The organism is Ruminococcus sp. NK3A76 (assembly GCF_000686125.1).
GTDB lineage: Bacteria > Bacillota > Clostridia > Oscillospirales > Ruminococcaceae > NK3A76.
In genome coordinates this window covers 708,026-730,220 of sequence record NZ_JMMA01000002.1, presented here as the reverse complement: position 1 = coordinate 730,220, position 22,195 = coordinate 708,026, and the positions used below count along the sequence as shown (strand labels likewise).

The following is a 22,195-nucleotide window of genomic DNA, read 5'->3' as shown; positions in this document are numbered from 1 at the left end:
CTTCGTATGATATAGTAATCATCCTTTCGATATTGACCATAGATTGTTTTGATTATTTTTTATGCTTAAATGCCCGTAAAGATATCAGTTTAATTCTATCCTTTTTTTATACTACTGTCAATACGAAATTCGTATTTGGTAGTTCTCTGTTCGAAATTTGCAATTACAGCCCAAAGCAACGAATTCCTTTGCTGCTTAAGCTTTTTATTCACTACTTCTCTCAATCCTTGTCACAAAATCTTTATAGTTTGAATCTATTATTTTATTCGATAAATCTATTAAATCTTTAGCTGCTGCATCTTGATATTCTGTTCTATAGCAAATCTCGCTGTTATAATACAGCTCTATATACTTAATAATCCAATTGACCAGTTTTTTGTTTATTGCAATTCTTTCATCTAGAGGAATATCTTTCTTTTTTTTCAGTAAGTAGTTACGATATTTCTCTATATAACCAATATGTCTAAAAATCAATCTGGATTCGTAGCTTTGCTTAGGTCCAACATTATTATCCCATCCAACAGAATGATAATTGAAGAATGTGTTATTTATATATTCGTCTTTTGATAAATGGTACTTCTTTTCGACACTATCAGCAAATTTTACAGAATTATAGCAACAGTCTTTTACATCCTTAAATACCCAACTAATTTTCTTTTCAAACCTATATATTGTTTCTCCATTCCCATCTCTAATCAGTTCCTCACTACTGCTCGAGAATAATGGCTGATATTTACTCTGAACCGATGTTCCCACCCCCAATTCATGTCTGCTGAGCATAAATTCAAAATGAGGTACAACGAATTCCATATATGCTTGCCCTGCAGTACATATTATTAGTTCAGTATAATGATTTGTTTCTTCATCACCATTATTAAATATGTCTGCTTGCTTTTTTAACTCATCCAGACTTGACGGCGTTATCAAATCAAATAAGAGGAGTCTACGCCAAGCATTGTTTCTTGCAACCTCACATAAATTCCATATTTGTGTACATATCATATTTGGTTTATAACCTATAGGTACAAGCAAAGAAAAAAGATCATATAAAGAACATCTATCGCCCTTTTCACGAATTATTGTAAGTATAATTCGTGAAAGACTAATTGTGCCATCTTTTCTGCAAGGACTAAGAGCAAGTGTATCTGTATATGTTCTTTCGTTTTTCAGCACACACAAAATCATATAAAGATAATAACCTATAGCGCCCTCTATAGCGTCTCTGTTGTCAGCTCTTGCAGAGTATAGTTTAATCATTTCTTTTATTTGACTACTATGAATCGTTTTTAATATGTCACAAATTTTTTCAACACAGGTACGATAACTGCCGTTGAAGAGTCTCATAAAATTATAATTATGATATGCAATTTCCACCAACTTTGAAATTAGTGTTAGTTCCTCTGCAATATTTGATTTTGGTGACTCCAAACTTAAATAGTACTCGATTCTATGATTAATTATATCCTTGTGTTCATAGTAGTGTTCGGGGAATCTTATACTCATCCAGCCATCGATTCTCTCCCAGTCAGGCTCGATAATCTCATATTTTTTTATGGTTGCCACTCTTGTTGTAAAGAACATTGTGAGTTTTGTTCTTCTTAATACATCCGAAACTTTTTTTTCATTATATACACCATCATTTTCAAGGTTCCATCCAAAAAAATAGTTACAATTATTTTCAAATTCTCTAATTGATTTCAAAAGAAGATGCTCTTCTGATAAATCACTTAATGAATCTGCATTATCAATAACAAGTATCATCGAACTTTCGTTATTATTTTCAAATCTATCAAACAACAATAGGATAAACTCCAAAAACAACAAAAAAGAAACAAAATCTTTGCCCACAATAGACTTGCAATCTTCCGAGATATAGTTTTTTTCAAAGTTTATCAAAAAAGCACATAAAGAGTTTTCGGTATAGTTATTGCCGCCAATAATCATAGATAGCTTATTTGAAAAATCATATAGAACTGGAATTTGGTTGCTAAACCTATAAGTATTAAAAAGCGTATTATTAACTATGTTTTCAAAATAATCAATTAAGCCGAAAGTGTTTTTGACCTTATAAATTAACCTTGCTACTCTTTTTATAAACGGTTCGGCGGCTTTGGTACAGCCTTCATAATCTATAACATCATATACACCTATAGAATCTTTTAACGTCCAAAGAAAATGATGTATGAACGTTGTTTTTCCACAACCACCATATCCTGATATATGTATCATACTCACCTTACTAAATTCGTTTTGAAGATCTTCTTTTGCTGCATTTATTTTATTATCGAACAGGTCGTTTTCAGCCTTGTGTTCAGATTTTGAGGATCTTTCAGTATAAAGAAATCTAAAGAATTTTTCTTTAGTAAGATTATTATCAAACCTAATTCGATTTTCTTTTGTATATGGAGTTGCTTTTAATAAATATACACATTCATTAGAACTAATATTATTATAGAATTTTTTCATTTCACACCTCACACATCTCGCAGATTATATTGTTAAATACACCGCATGAATTTGACATGGCATAAGCTTGCAGACTGTCTTTAATAGTTTTACTATATAAGAGGTTATTTGGTATTATTTCATTTTTACATTCACCCCAGTCACAAATGCTTTTTATAATAATCCACTTATTGTATTCCTTGGTTTGTACAATATTTGACGTCAAAATGCCTCCACCTTCCATTTCTCCTCCAAGCAGTTTATGACTATTTAATCCACTTAGAGCAAGTATTGTGTTTTTTACCTTCCAATTACTTATTAGACTATTGGCTGATATAAAATCACCAAATTCACACACAGCAGTTGATGGAGACTGTGTTTCGCTTAATATGCTGGTTGATTTTATTGATATTAGTTTAGATTTTAGAATCCTTATGAGAGGATAAGATGAATTTCCTGAAAGAATAGATTTTAATTCCAAAACTATATCATCTTTTTCAGAATCACGAAAATTAATTCTAATCAAATCTGTTTTTTCGGAAAGAAAAACTGAACCTATTGTATGTCGGGATATATTAAAGCCATAACATATTCCCAAAGAACATATACAGGTTGGAATAAATATGTTACAAGTATCATCTATCACCTGCTTAGTGGGTTCTTCTCCTGTTTCGATGGTGTGTACATGCACTATACTTATTTCATCTGTTTCGTGAAATATATTATACGCATTATTATTTACAACATACGTTTTTAATGGCCCATTATTCTTTTCAGATAACCATCGAAGAAATATTCCTCTTTCAATTGGATTAGAAGTAATAACTAATATTCTCTTATAATGCAATTTTTTTCTAAATAATTCTTTTTTTATTCCTTCAGGGTTACATATATACTTATTTTGATTGTTTTTGAATTCATCATAATAATGCAAAGCCTTATCACATATGTTTTTATTATTATTATAAAAATTTAGGATGTTTTCTCTTGCCGATTCTATCTGAAGATTAATCTTTTGTGATTCCAGACCGTATTTATATTTTTCTTCTGTGAACTGTTTATCTTTGGTAAACATATGCACCTCTTCCCTTCATATATTCATTTACAAAGCTTCAATTCCATCATAATAATAAACCATTAAAAATTAAATGTCAATATGGTTTTCGTATTTGGTAGGTCTCTGTTCGTAATTTGCATTTTTGGTCGAAAAAAGAGCAGCCCGTTAATTAAAACGAACTGCTCCAATTCAATTAAAACAATTATTAAAAGCAAGAACTCCTGCGATTCTTAACTGCACTTACTATACCGCAAACGATAAGAACCAAACCTGTCAGCCCAAGTGCTCCGAAAATACAGTAGACTATCATTTGGGTAGATTCCGCAGGCATACAATAAATCTCATCAGGCTTTTCGGGAACGACTAACCCTGTAAATTTTTCGCCCACATAAGTCGATTGATTTCTTATGGTGCTTGCTGTTACCTGATTGCCCGATTCATCAGTATAAACCGCCTCGACGGTTTGCCTTCCTTTTCGCCCTTGTGTCACGGAAGTAACAACGCACTCAACCTCTTTGCCGTTTTCTTTATAGTTCTGTACTTTAGTTACATTCTTATAGGCTATAAATCCAACTACAAGTATCAGAATTGTGCCTATTGTTATGTACAGTTTTGCGTTTGATTTGTTGTTCATTAAAAACATCCTCTGTTATTATAGTAATTAAGCAGCGGATTTCTCCGCTGCTTTGAATACAATTCACTAAGATTCGATTCTAAGTATGCGAATTTGATATTGATCTCCTTCAATTAAATCTGAATCCATAACAAAATTATTCTTTCGATCAATGATAATAAATTGATATTTTTCCTTTTTATATTCATCAAACAAAAACATATCTAAATCGAGTATCTCTATTTCAATCCACCATTTACTTCCATCATAAGAAGATAAGAGCCAATAAATATGATCTCCATTTTTATTATAAATGTTTTTTATCTCTGATATTAATGAATAAACATCTTTTACACTTTTATAGACTGGAAAACCATATGACAGAATGCGCTTGATAGCTTGCGAATATGGAAGAAGCACTAATTTGTTATCATCATAATAAAATACGTTTATTACTCTAATGCTGTCATATGAAGTTAGTTTTTTTAATATTCTTCTTTTAATTATTTCCTTATATCTAGGATCTCTATACATATTAATATTATTCATAATAACACCTTATTTTTTATAATATATATGATGATCATTTGTCTTTGGATTATACACTTTCTGATATCTTTCTTTTTTAAAATCGTAAGTTAGCAACCTGTCTTTATCTTTAGGTTCTCCGACATGAAAATGATTAGTCTGTTGATCATTAATGTGTTCAACAATAACCCGCTTTCCTTTAGACGTATCATACTCATAATATCTTCCAAAACTTCCCGAAGCGGAATTGTATTCATAATTTGATAGATTTAACCCTTTTTTGTTAATATCACCACCTACTTGCCATTGTCTTGAGGGTTGCTGACTATGAGGAACTCCTGCAATATCTTTAGCTTCATTCATTGCTTCTTTCCTATTCTTATCAATAGAATTGTTTTTAGTCTCGCACGGTTTACCATTGTGAACAAGAATTCCGCTTGAACCAACAAAGTAAGTGTGGAAATCCTCAACCTCAAAATTATATACAAATATCGGTTCTTCGAGGATTTCGTGTTCAATCCACTCAACAGTTACTAATTCGCCGTTTGAAAGTACAAGTACATCACCTGCGCGCAATGCTCTTGCAGTTGTCCAGCCAAACTTGTAAACATAGAAAGGATGAGTTCCTGTGGCAACAATTTCTTCACCATTAACGTGGATATGGAAGAATTCATTGGTTTCACTAACAGAAGTTGCATAAACTTTTTTATATGCTATCTCTCCAGTTATCTCGTTTTCAGAAAGAACCTCATCGCCAACTTCAATTTCTTCAATTGGCTTGAAGCCGTCTGCCGTTGTAACAAGAGTTCCTTCAACAAAGCAATACGAAGTTCCGAAATCCTTCGCAGAGCCCCACATTGAAACACCGGACATCGTGACAGTAAACAGGTCGCTCTTTATTTCTTCCCAAGAATGTTCTCCGTCACCAAATAGGTATTTGTCTGCTATATTACCTAAAGTATAGGAATTCAGCATCAGGTTACCTGCTGCTCCGGCCTTATGGAACGCTGAAACAAGTTTGCAGGATTTTCCTGCCTTTGAGAAAGCACCTATTGCATCGCCAACACCCGGCAGCATTGATACAAAACTTGATGCAGCATTAAACCAGTCACCCTCGGAAGCGTACCATGCACAGTTGATCCCATCAAAGACAAAACCGATGCCGGGTATCATTCCAAGAACATCAAGTACATCATGTCCGGTTATATTATTAAGCCAGTTAAGCAACGGACTAAGTCCGAATGGATCATTAATGCTTATCGGATTGCCGTTTACATAAACGTATCTGTTGAGCGTGGGGCTGTCGGTAATACTTCCCGTTAAAACGTCCTGATTGATAAAACGCTTGATCTCGGGGTTATAATACCTCGCCCTCATGTAGTACAGACCGTTGTTGTCAGTAACAACACCAAGCTGTCCATTGTACAGGAATATTATACCACATTCACTGCCGGAAAGCAACTCACCGTATGGCCCATAGTCGTAAGATTCTACTATTTCACCATTTTTATTAGTTATTGCTTGTGTATTTCCTATATTATTGAAGTGGTATGTTAGATATTCACTACCATTTTCCTGAGCTATAAGCCCTGCGCCGTACACAAAATAGGTAGTATCATCGCCATTTGTCATCAGCAGGATTCTGCTCAGAGCATTACTGCTGCTATCAACAACATAGCTTGTTTTAACATCATTCTCAGTCTGCGAGATTCTGTTGTTTTCAGCGTCGTATTCGTAGCTTATACCGCCAGCCGAAACAAGTCTGTTGCGGCAGTCATAAACGAATGTGACCATCTCGCCGTTAAGCGGTCCGTAGGTCATGTTGCCGTCAGCGTCATACTCAACTGTCTCGCCATTGTACTCTATAAGCTGATTTGCGGCGTTGTACTTCATCTCAGCACTTGTCAGCCCGTCAATAGAAGTACCGTCCGACATTGTAACTTCAGTCACATTATCCGATTCATCATATGAATAAACCGTCTGATTAATGACATCATCGCCATTCTTGTCAACAATAGTTACAAGCCTTCCAACAGCATCATATGTCCTTTCTTCAATGCTGCCCTCAGGTCTGGTCGTCTTGACAATCCTGCCGTTTCCGTCATATTCATACGAAGTAACTCTGTTTTCCCAGTCGGTAACACTCTTAAGCTTTCCTGTCTTGTAGTAGGTATAGCGAACTATCCTGCCGCCCGGGTAAGTTATGGCAACAAGGTTGCCGATCTGGTCGTAAGAATACTCAATAGTGTTTCCTCTGAAATCGGTGTACTTGGTAACATGATCCATGCAGTCATATTCCCTTGTTATAGTACCGTTTTCATCGGTGACCGTAAGTACATTTCCGTTCCCATCGTATGTGTAAGAAACCGTGCCAAGCTCATCGGTAAAGCTCTTTATCCAGCCGTTTTTGTAGTATTCATATGTGGTCTCCTGACCTCTTGCATTTTTCTGAGATGCAAGCTCGCCTACATCGTTGTAGGTATAGGTCTTCTTGCTTCCAATGGCGTTCTCCGACCCGGTGATCCTGCCCATGCTGTCATAGGAATACTTATTAACACCACCGTTAGGATCGGCAACGGTAGCAATATTACCGAGTCTGTCATAGGTATAGCTCGAAGTGCCATTTTCTGCGTCTGTTGATGTGCTTACACGACCGAGATTGTCAAAGGTATTGGTTGTCTGTTCTTCTCTTGTAGTATTGAGGTTCTCAATAGTCTTTACAAGATTGCCAACACTGTCATAAGAGTACTCAGTATCAACGTCAATAGCGCTGGTCGTCAGAACAAGAGCATTCACCTCATCATACTGATTGGTAACTACATTACCCTCTGCATCTGTAAGCTTTATAACGTTACCATTCTCATCATACTCAGTATATACGGTATAGCCTTCTTCATTGGTGTATTCGGTCACCCGTCCGGCAGCGTCGTATGCATAGAATACCGAAATATCCTCTCCGCCGTCCTCTCCTGCAAGCAGAGTAGTCTGAGTTATCATTCCCTCCTTGTTGTAAACAATCTTAATGCTCTGACCATTTGGAAGAGTTTTCTTCGTGCAGAGTCCGTTAAAATCATATTCATCATAGGTCGTAACATTACCGTTAGCATCGGTCGAGCTTGTCATTCTTCCATACTTATCATAAGTATAGGAAGTGCTGTTGCCCTCCGCATCTGTTGTTTTGAGTAGATTGTTATTTGCATCGTACTCACAGGTAACAGAATTGCCGTTGGCGTCTGTAGTCTTAATGAGCCGCCACTGTTTATCATAGGTATAGCTCTCGCTTGTTCCGTCAGCAAATGTTACTTTTTTAGTTTTTCCATTCGGATAATAAGAATAGCTTTCGGTATATTTACTATCTCCGTCAACTATTGTTTTCGATACAACATGGTTTGCTGCGTCATATGAGTAAGTCGTCACCTCTCCGTTCTCATTTGTAGTTAAAACAACATTGCCAACCTTGTCATATTCATTTACTATAGTAGTTCCATCCGTATTAGTCTGACGTACAAGCCTGCCCTCATTGTCATAAGCATAGGAAATCGTACCCTTTGCGTTAGTTGCACTTATAAGCCAATTATTAGCATCGTAGACGTAAGTTGTCGTATTACCTCTTGAGTCGGTAACGGAAGTTTTGTTGCCCATTGCATCATAGGTATAGCTTTCAGTGCCGTCCTCGTTAGTAATACTTACAAGTCTGTTTAGCAGATCATAATTATATACAGTCTGATGCCCTTCTCTGTCGGTCACCGAACGCAAATTGCCGTACTCATCGTAGGTATTGTATGAGGTATTATTCTCATAATCATTGACAGCAGTTATCCTGCCGTCGGTATACTCATACGTTCTAACTCCAAGCCCCTCTATCGCCTCGGACAGTATCTGTCCGTTCTGATTGTAGGTAAAGCTCTTTTTAGCCGATGTGTACTCCGTCTGAGTGAGCAGAAGATTTTTCACGTTGTATGTAAATACATTTTCATCACCTGTAGGTGAAGTAACAGTAAGAATGTTTCCTCTGTCATCATAGGTCATAGTGGTTACATTGCCGCTTGCATCCTTGGTCTTTATAAGATTGTTATTATCGTCATAGGTATAAACTGTCCTATAACCGTCAGCAGTTGTCTCATCCAACAAATTGCCCTTAAGATCATAAGAATACTTGACTGTGTTCCCGTTCTGATCTGTTACTGCTATAAGATGTCCTATACCATCAGAAACGTATTTTACAGTGTTGCCGTTCCTGTCAGTACCGTCAACGATAAACTCGTTATTTTCGCTTTCGGAATAACCGAAATATGAAAGAGGAGTATTCGGATCGGCATCGTCCTGTGCAATTACTCTACCTTCATCATCATAAGTATTTGTTACATATGGATCTGATCCGTCAATTGCAGCTGTTATTAACCTATCATTTTCATCATAGGTATATACAACCTTTTCACCAAGAGGATTGGTAACTGAGGTCAGCAGATCGTTTTCATAGGTAAGAGTAGTTATTCTGCCATTTCCATCGCCTATAGAGGTAAGCAGACCGCCGCTGTTATAGTTAAGTACCAGCTTCGCACCGGAATTATCCTCGGTTATTGTTGTAGTATTTCCTACATGGGTAAGGGTGGTGGACTTGCCATTCGCCTGAATTATTTTTATTAGCTTACCCTCGCTGTCAAACATATACTGCTGACCGCCGGGAATTTCAAGGGTGTAGATGTTGTTTTCATCTCTGCTCATATAATAATCGGACATACCGCTGTTAATGCAAACGTAATTCTTCTCGCCGGTATCGTTTGGCTTGTGAACGACAATTCTGTTATTATCGATTTCCCCGTTTACATTTCTCAAAGCGCTTTGTTCATCAATAAAGCTTGAATATGATGTGGGATTCCAATGAACATTGATAACAGTATCCTCCACATCAAGATATGCTTCAAAATCATGTGACCAACCATATCCCAGCTGCCCCTTCTGCGAATACCAGAACAGCTCATTATCCTCGCACTCCCTGCTCTCAGGAACATTGAGTGAGTTATAATTGAGGTTCAAATTAAGCTGAGATTCTCCGCTTACGGACATAGCAGTGACCTGGTCGGTATATGCACCTGTTGTCATATCAACAGGGTCAGCCCAAGTGTTTTCTATTATTTTTTGCACAACATTTGATTTAGAAATATGGCTTGGGATAGGTTCAACTACGACCTTGACATTAGTATCGCCGGTAAGATGTTCGACTACCGAGTCTATAAGTTTATAATACACTTTTTCAGGATCATCGCCTGTATTTCCCGTGAAGGTTTGACGGTATGTTCCGTAAATAACATCACCGGGTTTAAAAATCTTTACTCTTACCTCTTGACCCCCAACTATTACCGGAAGATACTCGCATTCATCAGCGCTCTGTATCTCATAACATGCAGATTCATTTTTATAAGGCTTGACTGTTCCATCTGGATAAGTTACAGTGATTTCTTCTTTATAACCCGGGTTAATATATGGGCCAAAATCTGTTGTCAGATTATAGAATGTATCTGAACCTTCATTTGCTACTGCAAGCTGAACATAATAGGTCTCTCCTATATATGCGAATGATTCAGGCATAACGTGTATAACGATACCATCGCCCGCTCCTACGGTAAATGGGGTAGAGGTCTTGAACGTTGCATAAACTGGAGCTTCAAAAGGCATTAGAGTTCCCTTGAAATCGGCAGCCAGGTCATATTCTCCCTTTCTGTCGCCTCTTACTGCCCAGCTTGCAGTTTTGTGTTCCTGACCGTAGATAGAACCCATGTCTCTTGTAAGCGACATATCGCTGCCAACAAGCGACAGACCATAGGGTATTTCGAGTGTTGCACTTGAATCCTCGATAACAAACTGTTCTTGAGCGTTATTTAGAACACCAAGGTTAACAGAGAACATATCCTTCATAAAGGAAATACCCTGACTTACATAAACATAAGCAAGTATAGGCTGAGTTTCATCTGGTACCGAATTGTTATCTAAGCGAACTACGGGAGTAAAAGATACCTTACCTCCTGAACCAGTCGAATGTGTTCCGCCTCCGCCCAGCCAACTTCCGCCGAAACCACTACCTGAACCGCCTCCGCCGGTATAAATGTATTCATAGACTGTTGGAATGGGCTCCTGTGCAAATGTTAGTTTTACGGTAAATCTGACATTGTGATAATTCTGAGGATCACTAAAATCAATACCTGCCTCTGCCATTTCTTCAAGAGACATTCTGTGAACCTCAAGCGCTCCGGTCACAAGCTCACCGCTTTGGAGAGTTAGCTTCACATTGCCGTTGTCTCCCTCGCTGTTTATAGCAATATTCTTTTCTTCGGGCAGATATCCATCCTTATATGCGGCTATTTTGTTGTCACCGATCTTGGCACAAAGCCTGAGAGAACCGTCATATCCGGTACGCAAAGTATGAACGCCCTCGCTGTCGCCTGAACTAACATAAATATAAGCATAACTGAGAGGGGTATTCTGCGCATCGGTGACCTCTACGTTTATATAGCCGTACTCTGACGGCTCGTATATAGTTACTGCAATCTCCTTTTCAGCTTTATTGCCCGATGTGTCCTCAACTGTAAGAGTAATAGTATAGTTTCCGGCTTCATCAAAAGTATAAACAGTATTCTTGCCGAAAACAGCTTCACCGTTATCAACTGTCCATATGTACTTCTTGATCTTGATATTATCGGTGCAGGCACTTCCGTCAAGGATAAGCTCTTCACCTGCTATACCGTACAGTTCGTCGGGTATGTCAATAACAGGGTCAACGCTGTCGTTATCATAGGCAAAACCGCTCAGTTCATTGCTTGTGGAATAATTGCCAGTCCTATCATACGCCTCAATCTTATAAGTATAGTTTTCATAGGGTACAACACCATAATCGACAAATTCAAGATCCGCAGTTTTAGTAAGCAAAGAATAATCTGCGTTTTCAGAATTCTTTCTGTACACCCTATAGTGATCTACATCCTCAGATTCCGGCTCGCTCCATTCAAGCTCAATCCTAAAATCCTGCTGATGCAGCATAAGAACGGGCGCATCAGGTGCGGTGGTGTCAAGAGTGAAATCGGCAGTAAACGTATCACTTATATTACCCATAAGATCTTCACAGTATGCTCTGAATTCGTATTTGCCGTCATCAAGTCCGTCAGTATCCCATGTAAATTCGGCTGCGTCATAGTTTGTACTGAGATTAAACGTGCCAATCTCATACCATATCCCGCTTGCACCGTCTTTTGGCTTATACTCGACCGTTACGCTCGAGAGCGTATAGTTATCCCATGAAACAACACTCATCTTCGGATTTGCAGAAACCGAAGCACCGCTCTTATAGTTAAACCCGAGAAGCTTTGGCTTTGTATTGTCCTCGGTTATCTGTGCAATAGCCTCATTTGAATACTTGCTTTTATTGCCTGCTGTATCAACAGCAATTACCTTATATGAATAAAGAACGCCAAGCTTTGCCGTTGTATCATAATAATCCTTAGTTGAGCACTCTGCAATAAGCGAGTAGGAGCCAAGTTCGCCCTCGCTTCTGTATACAAGAAACTTTTCGCTGTCATCGCTTGTAACGGTCCATACCAGATGAATATTGCCTTCTCCGGTCTGTGCCGTAAGATCTGATATCTCATCGGGTGCAGTTCGGTCAACTATAAACTCACTGACAACGGGGCTGCTTTCATTTCCCGAAGCATCGACCGCAACCGCTTTAACGTATACACTTCCCTCATTCATTTCAGATATATCTAATGTATATCCGAAATCATTGTTTGTATTTTCATTTATTTCAGTGAGAGGATACCATGTTTTATCTTCTTCGCTATCATATGAATATGCAAGCTTTACCAAGCCTACTGCGTCATTATCAGTTGCAGTTATACTTATATCTATTGAAGAATTATACGCCTTTGATTCGGGATAAAATGCTGTGATTACAGGAGCAGTCGTATCAGAAGCTGTTTTTAGAGTGATCTCATCGGATGGTATTCCGCCGTTTCCTATATCATCATATCCTATAACTCTAAATGTATATTCGGTATCGGGCGAAAGATCAAGAACGTGAAGTCCGGTAACATTTTCGGAGATTCCCACCTCCACAAATGTTCCGTCAGGCAGCTTCTTCTCTACAGAAAAATATCCGAAATCCGTTTCAGTAACATCATTCCATCGCAGACTTACATAGGAAGATGCGGAAGTACAGTTATTCTCATCAAAAGTAATTTTTGCAATACCAGTATTATCAATCGTGAATTTCTTCTCGGAATTATCCGTATCTACGGAAATATTGCCGTTTACGTCAATCGCCGTAGCTTTTATTGAATACGATCCGTCTATAAGGTCTGTGGTATTCCAATTGAATACTGCTGTTCCGGATTCACAGTCTACGGTGTCAATAACAGTATATTCATCATCGAATACTGTTTTATATGCAATAGTTATGCTCTTTACATCAATATTATCCTCGGCAGTAACAGTTATCTTAGCGGTTTTGTTGAGCCTTGATTTATCGGCAGATATCTTTGTTATTACGGGGACGGACTTATCCTTGCTCACAGTGACCGTAGCGGCATTGCTTTTTTCGCCCTCAATGTCAAAGTTGTTTACGCCTGATATTTTGTATGAATAATTTTTTCCAGCCTCGGCAGTCTTATCAACATATCTTACAGTCAACCTGTCACCGATAGATGCTATCGCCTTATATTCCTCACAGTCGGGATCAAGGCGATATATTATATATTCTTTACAGTCTGCACTTGACGTTCTTTTCCATGTAAGCTCAACAGTTCCGTTTTTGGAAACTGCCTGAAGATCCTGAGGAGCCTTTGGACCTGACGAAGTAACACTGTAGGAAAGTTCATAAGTATCTATATTATCATCTGCATCATATAGCACAGCTTGTATATCATAGCTTCCTTCAAGGCCGACAGTATTCCATGTATACTTTGCACAAAGCTTATTTGCGGAATAAGGCACAGCATATAACGGTTCTGATGTAAGCACTTCATATTCGTCTTCTCCTGCTTTTTTCCAGTTCAGAAGGACTCTGTTTCCACTGCCGTCACCAATCTTATCAAAAACAACGGTGATATCTTGAGAGTTTCCTCCAAGAGCTGAATTATCGGCAGGTGTAACAAAAGAAATATTGGGCATGACTTCAGAGCCTGTGATGTTTTCGCTGAAATCCGATAGATTTCCGGCTTCATCATAGGCTTTTATCATATATGAATACTCATTATCCTTTGATATATCGCTGTCCTTATACTCACAACTTTCGATACGTGCGATCTCCTCATTATCACGGTAGATTATATATCCCACTGTTCCAACATTATCCTTAGAAGAATTCCATGACAGCGTGAGCGCAGAGCCTGTAATGGCGCTGAATTTAAGATTTTGCGGCGTATCGGGCGCATCAGTATCTTCAAGAGTGCGAGTGTTTAACGCAGCAGAGCCCTCGGAATAGTTTCTTTCCTCGTCAAAAGCGTATATCTGATAAGTATACGCAGTATCTGGATCAAGGGACTGATCTATGAATTCAGTTCTACCTGTTGTTACAAGCTTTTCGCCGTTACGGTACACCTCATAGCCTGTAACTCTGACATTGTCCTCGGAAGCGTTCCATACAAGATGTATCGAGGTGGCGGTCCTTTCGGAAGCGGATACGCCTGTTACCTTTGTCGGAGGCTCCAGATCGTCAAAATCCTCTATAAACTCATTACAAATATCAGTAAATTCCGTTTTTGCACCCGTGCCGTAATACTTTACATCAAAAAGAGTCTGAGGTCTTGTAATGATAAGCTTATTGAATTTAGAACCAGATTTGTACATTGAAATAGTTTGAACATACGCTCTTCCGTTTGACGCACTCTTTCCGCTAAGTATAGTAGTATGTTTACCCGAGCATATAAATCCAGTACTATTACGATGAATAAAGTCGCCCTTTATCTCTAACGTGCCGTCTGTAAGGGTGTTGTACGTATAACTCGAATCTGTTGTAAAATTACCACCAATAATAACACATGCCTCGGATTCGGTCATATAGAAATATGCGTTATCGGCAAGATAGCAGTTGTTCTTTACTTCAAGGTAACCCTTGCCAATATCAAGGCGATTGTTTACAGAAATGGAATTAGCATTCAATCTGTAATCGTCAAGATAGATATAGTTGCAGGTTAGATTCCCGAGAGAAAGATCTCTTGGAAGATGCGAATTATCAGCTTTGGAAGTAAGATTGATATTGCCGCTGAGACTGTTTCCGTTAATTTGTGAAAGCTTTGATATACATAAACTTCCACCGCTCAATGTCCCGTAAGTATCAGTAATTTGACCATACGCATATACATTTGAAATAAGCGAAATAGCAGTTGTGTTTTCAAATGATATATTGGTAAAATATGAGTAGTTTGGATATGAAAAGAATATCGTTTGTTTGTTCTTTCCTTTAAATACCGTTGTATGATTCCCACTCGTCTTGAAGTTGTACGCAGAATTAGAACCTACATTTACCTGCGAAAAATCCCCGCCAACAATCAGCGTACCGTTAGTAAGCTTACCGTCATGGCTCTTGGTCGAGCCCATGACAAAGTCACCCGATACCTCTACGATATCAGATTCGTTTGTCATATTCAGAGTTCCGGTGCTGTAGGTGTAATTATCATCATCGTTCTTCGTCTGAATCCTATAGTCTCCTTTGACGATAAGGTGTCCTCCGTTGAGAAGAACGTTACCGCCTGATTGTATGAAATCGCCGTTGATGATTAGAGTCTTGCCGTTAAGGTCGAGGTCGCCCATTGCGAGATTGTAGTCTCCCTCTATGGTCTTGGTTTCCTCGGTCTGAGGTTCTCCGGTCGCAACAACTCCGCCGTTTGCAAATGAAACCTTGGCATCGGTCTCATTTGTAATAGTATCATAATTGAACATCTGTGAAACTTCTATACCATCTTCACTGGTGTTCCTTATTATTATCTTTGAAAGCTTTGCACTTGAATTCGTAATATTGATAATTTGTTTTTCATCACCATCAAATATTACTTCGCAATCCGAACTACAGTTGAGATAACTTGTAGTTGCGTTTAGATTACCAGAGATATAAATCTTACCGGAATCAAAGAACGAATAATTATATCCACTGTCAAATGTAAAGTTTCCACCGACATGGAGCGCACAGTTTGAATCCTGCATATACATTCGGCTATAGTATGAAGAAGTGAAGTTTCCACCACAGTTCAGTTTTCCGCTGCCGAGATACAAATAGCTGTCATTATTTATATTTCCGTCAACTTCTATTTCATGTGATTTGAGATTCAGCGTCGAGCCTATGTACAAATTGCCTGTAGCTTTAATATCGTTTTGCAGAGTACAATATTCTCCGATTCTAAGATCTCCACAGTACTTACCGTTAGTACTTGCAGCTCCGGCAAGATTCACATAGCCTGTTACAGTACAGTCTGTCCCATCAAGAACTCCGGTCACAACAGCGGTGTTGGAAGTTTTGATCTCGCTGTCCTTGCCAAATGTAAGATTTGTAAAATGCGAATATGAACTTGCAGCATAATCAAAACTAATCCTATGACCGTCATCATTAGCATTAAATACCGTTGTATGATTCCCACTCGTCTTGAAGTTGTACGCAGAATTAGAACCTACATTTACCTGCGAAAAATCCCCGCCAACAATCAGCGTACCGTTGGTAAGCTTGCCTTCATGGCTCTTGGTCGAACCCATGACAAAGTCACCCGATACCTCTACGATATCAGATTCGTTTGTCATATTCAGAGTTCCGGTGCTGTAGGTGTAATTATCATCACCGTTCTTCGTCTGAATCCTATAGTCTCCTTTAACGATAAGGTGTCCTCCGTTGAGAAGAACGTTACCGCCTGATTGTATGAAGTCACCGTTGATGATAAGGGTCTTGCCGTTAAGGTCGAGGTCGCCCATTGCGAGATTGTAGTCTCCCTCTATGGTCTTGGTGTCCTCAGTCTGAGGTTCTCCTGTTGCAACAATTCCTCCATTCGCAAAAGAGATCTTAGCATTGCTCTCGTTAGTAATAGTATCATAATTGAACATCTGTGAAATTTCTATACCATCTTCACTGGTGTTCCTTATTATTATCTTTGAAAGCTTCGCATTAGAATCAGTAATATTGATGATCTGTTTTTTATCACCGTCAAATATCACTTCACAGTTTGAACCACAGCTAAGATAGCCTGTAGACGCATTCAGATCTCCGAAAATATATATTTTCCCAGCAGTGAATTCACAATTTCTGTATCCGCTGTCAAATGTAAAGCTTCCACCTACATGAAGCTCACAGTTTGAATCCTGCATAAACAAACGTCCGTAATATAAAGAGCTGAAGTTTCCACCACAGTTCAGTTTTCCGCTGCCTAGATACAGATAACTGTCATTTGTTATATTTCCATCAACTTCAATTTCGTGTGAGTCGAGATTCAGGGTTGAGCTTATGTACAAATTGCCTGCACTCTTAATATCGTTTTGCAGAGTACAATATTCACCGATCCTGAGATCTCCACAATACTTACCATTGGTACTTGCAGCTCCAACAATGTTAATATATCCACTTACTGTACAATCTGTTCCGTCAAGGACTCCGGTCACAACAGCTGTGTTGGAAATTGTGATCTCACTGTCTTTGCCGAATGTAAGATTTGTAAAATGCGAGTTTCCATATGAAGCATTTGCAAAGATAATGGTGTGTCCGTTCTCATTAGCGTTAAATACCGTTGTATGATTGCCGCTTGTTTTAAAATTATACACAGAGTCTGAACCTACATTTACCTGCGAAAAGTTCCCGCCAACAATCAGCGTACCGTTGGTAAGCTTGCCTTCATGGCTCTTGGTCGAACCCATGACAAAGTCACCCGATACCTCTACGATATCAGATTCGTTTGTCATATTCAGAGTTCCGGTGCTGTAGGTGTAATTATCATCACCGTTCTTCGTCTGAATCCTATAGTCTCCTTTAACGATAAGGTGTCCTCCGTTGAGAAGAACGTTACCGCCTGATTGTATGAAGTCACCGTTGATGATAAGGGTCTTGCCGTTAAGGTCGAGGTCGCCCATTGCGAGATTGTAGTCTCCCTCTATGGTCTTGGTGTCCTCAGTCTGAGGTTCTCCTGTTGCAACAATTCCTCCATTCGCAAAAGAGATCTTAGCATTGCTCTCGTTAGTAATAGTATCATAATTAAACATCTGTGAAATTTCTATACCATCTTCACTGGTGTTCCTTATTATTATCTTTGAAAGCTTCGCATTAGAATCAGTAATATTGATGATCTGTTTTTTATCACCGTCAAATATCACTTCACAGTTTGAACCACAGCTAAGATAGCCTGTAGACGCATTCAGATCTCCGAAAATATATATTTTCCCAGCAGTGAATTCACAATTTCTGTATCCGCTGTCAAATGTAAAGCTTCCACCTACATGAAGCTCACAGTTTGAATCCTGCATAAACAAACGTCCGTAATATAAAGAGCTGAAGTTTCCACCACAGTTCAGTTTTCCGCTGCCTAGATACAGATAACTGTCATTTGTTATATTTCCATCAACTTCAATTTCGTGTGAGTCGAGATTCAGGGTTGAGCTTATGTACAAATTGCCTGCACTCTTAATATCGTTTTGCAGAGTACAATATTCACCGATCCTGAGATCTCCACAATACTTACCATTGGTACTTGCAGCTCCAACAATGTTAATATATCCACTTACTGTACAATCTGTTCCGTCAAGGACTCCGGTCACAACAGCTGTGTTGGAAATTGTGATCTCACTGTCTTTGCCGAATGTAAGATTTGTAAAATGCGAGTTTCCATATGAAGCATTTGCAAAGATAATGGTGTGTCCGTTCTCATTAGCGTTAAATACCGTTGTATGATTGCCGCTTGTTTTAAAATTATACACAGAGTCTGAACCTACATTTACCTGCGAAAAGTTCCCGCCAACAATCAGCGTACCGTTGGTAAGCTTGCCTTCATGGCTCTTAGTCGAGCCCATGACAAAGTCACCCGATACCTCTACGATATCAGATTCGTTTGTCATACTCAGAGTTCCGGTGCTGTAGGTGTATTTATCATCACCGTTCTTCGTCTGAATCCTATAGTCTCCTTTAACGATAAGATGTCCTCCGTTGAGAAGAACATTACCGCCTGACTGTATGAAGTCACCATTGATGATCAAAGTTTTGCCATTGAGGTCGAGGTCACCTGCTGCAAGATAATAGCTTTCGTCTATTTCTACAGTATCGGAATCACTGATCAGCTTAGTGCCTTCAACACCGCCGGTCGTAAAATGCAGCTGCCCAAGCGAACCCGTGGTTCTGTCTGCACTTATGGGAGAGGTGCAGACGACGCCGCCCTCTCCGGTGTTTGCTACATCAAGAATATTAAAGCTGCAGTTCTGTCCATTGATGTAAAGAGTCTGCTGCTCCAATCCGCTGAGAATAAACTTGTTGTTATTTGTCGGATTGAATCCGCTTTTGATATTCACATTGCCCCTTACATCAATAGTTCCCGCACTTGCATTACTTCCCGAAAAATTACCGCCTGTAAAATCAAAATTGCCGTTTACGGTGAGCTTGTCATTAGGATTTTGCATATACATATAATGGGTATAATATGTTCCGCTTATTGAAAAATTATCACAAATCAACTCGCCTCTATTAAAGTTAAGCTCACCTCGATTTGTAATGACTACGTCACCATGAACTATAAGGGTGTTTCCGTTGAGATCAAGCGTACCGTAATTTATGTAGAGATTCTGCACCTCTGTCAATGTGCTTAATGTGGTACCGCTTGAAATAGTCATGTCCTCATATTGAGGTTCTTCATCAATATCTTCGTCCTCGTCGATTGTCTCGTCGTTTTCCAGCTCCGTCGATCCCGACTCTTCGGACTTATTGTCTTGCTGCAAATCATCATCTGCATATGCTTTTGTGGTCTTGAACGGCAAACTTATCTGTCCTACCATTTGAAAAGTCATAGCAAATGCAACAGCCTGTGCAGCTATCCTCTTTGATAATCCTTTCATTCCTCATCCTCCAAATGTTGAATTTCTCCATCCTTTACGGTAACTATTTCAGTTATATTTCCATTAGCATCGTATTCGTATTCAATATAATTATTTTCATCATAAGTAACCTTAATGAGTCTGTTGAGCAGATCGTATTCATATTCGGGTTCTGTAAAGCCTTCTCTGTGATTATGATCCACACTTGAACTGTCATCTGTATCAGAACTTGAATCATCTATGCTATCATCGGGGGATGAATTTGAGCTATCGTCATTTGCGTCTGTTGACGAATTGTCATCCGAACTCACATCACTATTTGAATCGGCGTCACTAGAATCGTCATAATTGTGATCGTCTCCCGAATCAGTCTTGGATGAATCTTCGATATTGTCATCCTCACCACTGTCACTATTATTAGAGCTTTCATTATCAGATGAGTTGTTGATATTATTATTATCGTAAGTGAATCCAAGATTTGAAATATCCTCGTCACCTGAGGTTATTTCAAAAGTATCTGTATTTATCTCAATGTCACATGCAAATATTCTTCCTTTGATATTATATGCTCCGCCTGTTATTGTAACTTTTCCATTCGGCGCATATATTATAGCAGTTATATCCGCACTGTCAGTCACATTGATAGTTATATTTCCATGTTTTGAAGCAATAACAGTAAAGCTGTTGTCCTGATCAACAAGCGTATCTGCTGATATGCTTATATTACCATCAGCAAAAATGAATTTACCGATAGAAAGCTCTCCCGGCTTTTTATTGGATTCGCCGATCTCAAATTCATTATCTGGATCACTAAGATCTGCGAGAAATACCGTAGAATCTGAGATCTTATCTATCAGCTCACGAGGAAATTCGGCATATTCAAAGCTGCTTATCCTACCAATCTCCTCACTTCCATTCGGCTGCTTATTTAGATTATTGATATTTGGAGATATGTTATATGCATAAGTATTCAGATAGAATCCAACAGCAGAAGAATTTCTGTATTCATCTATACCTTCGGGAGAAAACATAAATCCTCTAAATTTGTCTATATTGGCATTTGTCATTATAATTGCATTATTATTAATGACAAATGTGCCTTGCAGAAGTCTGAAATTACAATTTATAACTGACATAGGATATACCGAATAATACACAGGCAACTTGCTGTAGCGTCTAACATTTAAATCATTCATATCCTCAAACATAATCCCGTATTTTGCTGCCATTATCGTGTTTTCTGAGTTAAAAACCGATCCCGGCTTATCTGCACCTGCCCCTCTCATAAGTATCATCTGAGAGGTAACGATCTCGCTATTAGTAATGTTTACATCTTTTGCTGTATATATAGCAATAGGGCCATAATCGTTTATTATTCTTACCCCGTCTGCACTAAAACCTTGGTCTCCCGAGCCGAGCAAAAGCTGTCCACCTACCATGTATATACATTCAAGAGAAGGAAAATCACCAACAAGATTCAGATCAGACCATGATGATTTATATATGTATTTTAAATTTGGATAGCTGCCGATAAGCTGAGATCCACCCCAAGAATCAAATCTTATCTCTTCAAGAGAACTATAATCGCCATCGAGTGAAAAATGTCCGCCTTCAACAACGATTTTTTTGGCATCTTCTGCACTTTCAGGATTAACTGTGTTATTTGCTTGTATAATTACGCTGCCCTCTGAACATATAGAGGTCACAGGATTATCCGTTTTTAGAGACGATATATATTCAGTTAGCTGTGTCTCTGTAAAATTGTTGGATATTGCATCATTGGGGAGTTCATCACAGTCACTCCAAGAATCGCCAACACCTTGTTCCTTAAGAGGTATAAAATTACTGTTCCGTCCAAGTTCCACAAGAGAATTGGTTTCTCCATTTTCTGTTTTATATAACACCGGGAATATTTTATTCCATTTTTCATGATTAGAATATGTTTTGGCAAAAAATCCTGCACCAAAGGCACCTATCTTGCCGCCAATACTTAATCCTGCATCAGCTGATGGAGCAGTTTCGGCACTGACATTTATGTTCAGTTGTTCCGAGGAATTTGCCATATCCGGCAATATCAGATTATCCGAGGAATATGATACTGCATCATTTTCGGATACGGAATACTCACCGGCAATCTCATAGACATTGTCATATACATTCGGAAAAGCAACACTATCAATATTATCATATATATTATCTTCTGAAATATCTGCATTAACAGAAGAAACGGCAGCAGCATATCCATTTACTGCAACCGTATCAGATTCTATACTTATTTTTCCGTTTGAACGGAGATCTCCATTCACGGTTATTTTATTACTTTCAGCAGCTATACTTCCGCCTGTTTTTCCGGCAAGGAGCGCGTGAGCCCAGGGATTGTCGTCAACAGATGCTGAAATATTTGCAAATACAACAATTGCACCGGCAAGAACTGCTGCAATTGAACCCACACCTATTGTAATTTGTTTCTTGCTAAGTTTTTTCATACAATTTCCTCTTATTTCATTTGTTTAAAA

At 38.6% G+C, this 22,195-nt stretch carries 6 protein-coding genes; all 6 read right to left on the bottom strand.

Annotation, left to right across the window (positions count from 1 at the left end; translation table 11 throughout):
* Positions 1-204: 204 nt before the first annotated feature.
* The 6 genes from CD05_RS0103410 to CD05_RS19460 all read right to left on the bottom strand — a co-directional run bounded on the left by CD05_RS0103410 (position 205) and on the right by CD05_RS19460 (position 22,165).
* Positions 205-2,466 carry a hypothetical protein gene (locus tag CD05_RS0103410; RefSeq protein WP_028509306.1) on the bottom strand — a complete coding sequence of 754 codons (2,262 nt, stop codon included), beginning with the start codon at positions 2,464-2,466 and terminating at the stop codon, positions 205-207.
* 1 nt (position 2,467) lies between these two features.
* The gene (locus CD05_RS0103405) at positions 2,468-3,520 is read right to left on the bottom strand and encodes a hypothetical protein (RefSeq protein ID WP_028509305.1); all 1,053 of its coding nucleotides are present in this window, start codon (positions 3,518-3,520) and stop codon (positions 2,468-2,470) included.
* Between the two features lie 187 nt (positions 3,521-3,707).
* Positions 3,708-4,136, bottom strand: coding sequence for a hypothetical protein (locus tag CD05_RS0103400; RefSeq protein ID WP_028509304.1), 429 nt, complete (start codon positions 4,134-4,136; stop codon positions 3,708-3,710).
* A gap of 66 nt (positions 4,137-4,202) precedes the next feature.
* Positions 4,203-4,664: a hypothetical protein gene (locus CD05_RS0103395; protein WP_028509303.1), complete on the bottom strand. Its 462-nt coding sequence runs from the start codon at positions 4,662-4,664 to the stop codon at positions 4,203-4,205.
* 9 nt (positions 4,665-4,673) lie between these two features.
* Positions 4,674-19,700, bottom strand: coding sequence for a polymorphic toxin-type HINT domain-containing protein (locus CD05_RS0103390; protein WP_028509302.1), 15,027 nt, complete (start codon positions 19,698-19,700; stop codon positions 4,674-4,676).
* Entirely contained in the window at positions 19,697-22,165 is a 2,469-nt protein-coding gene (locus tag CD05_RS19460; protein WP_051588802.1) for an RHS repeat domain-containing protein, read from the bottom strand. Before CD05_RS19460 ends, CD05_RS0103390 begins: the two co-directional genes overlap by 4 nt.
* Between the last annotated feature and the right edge of the window lie 30 nt (positions 22,166-22,195).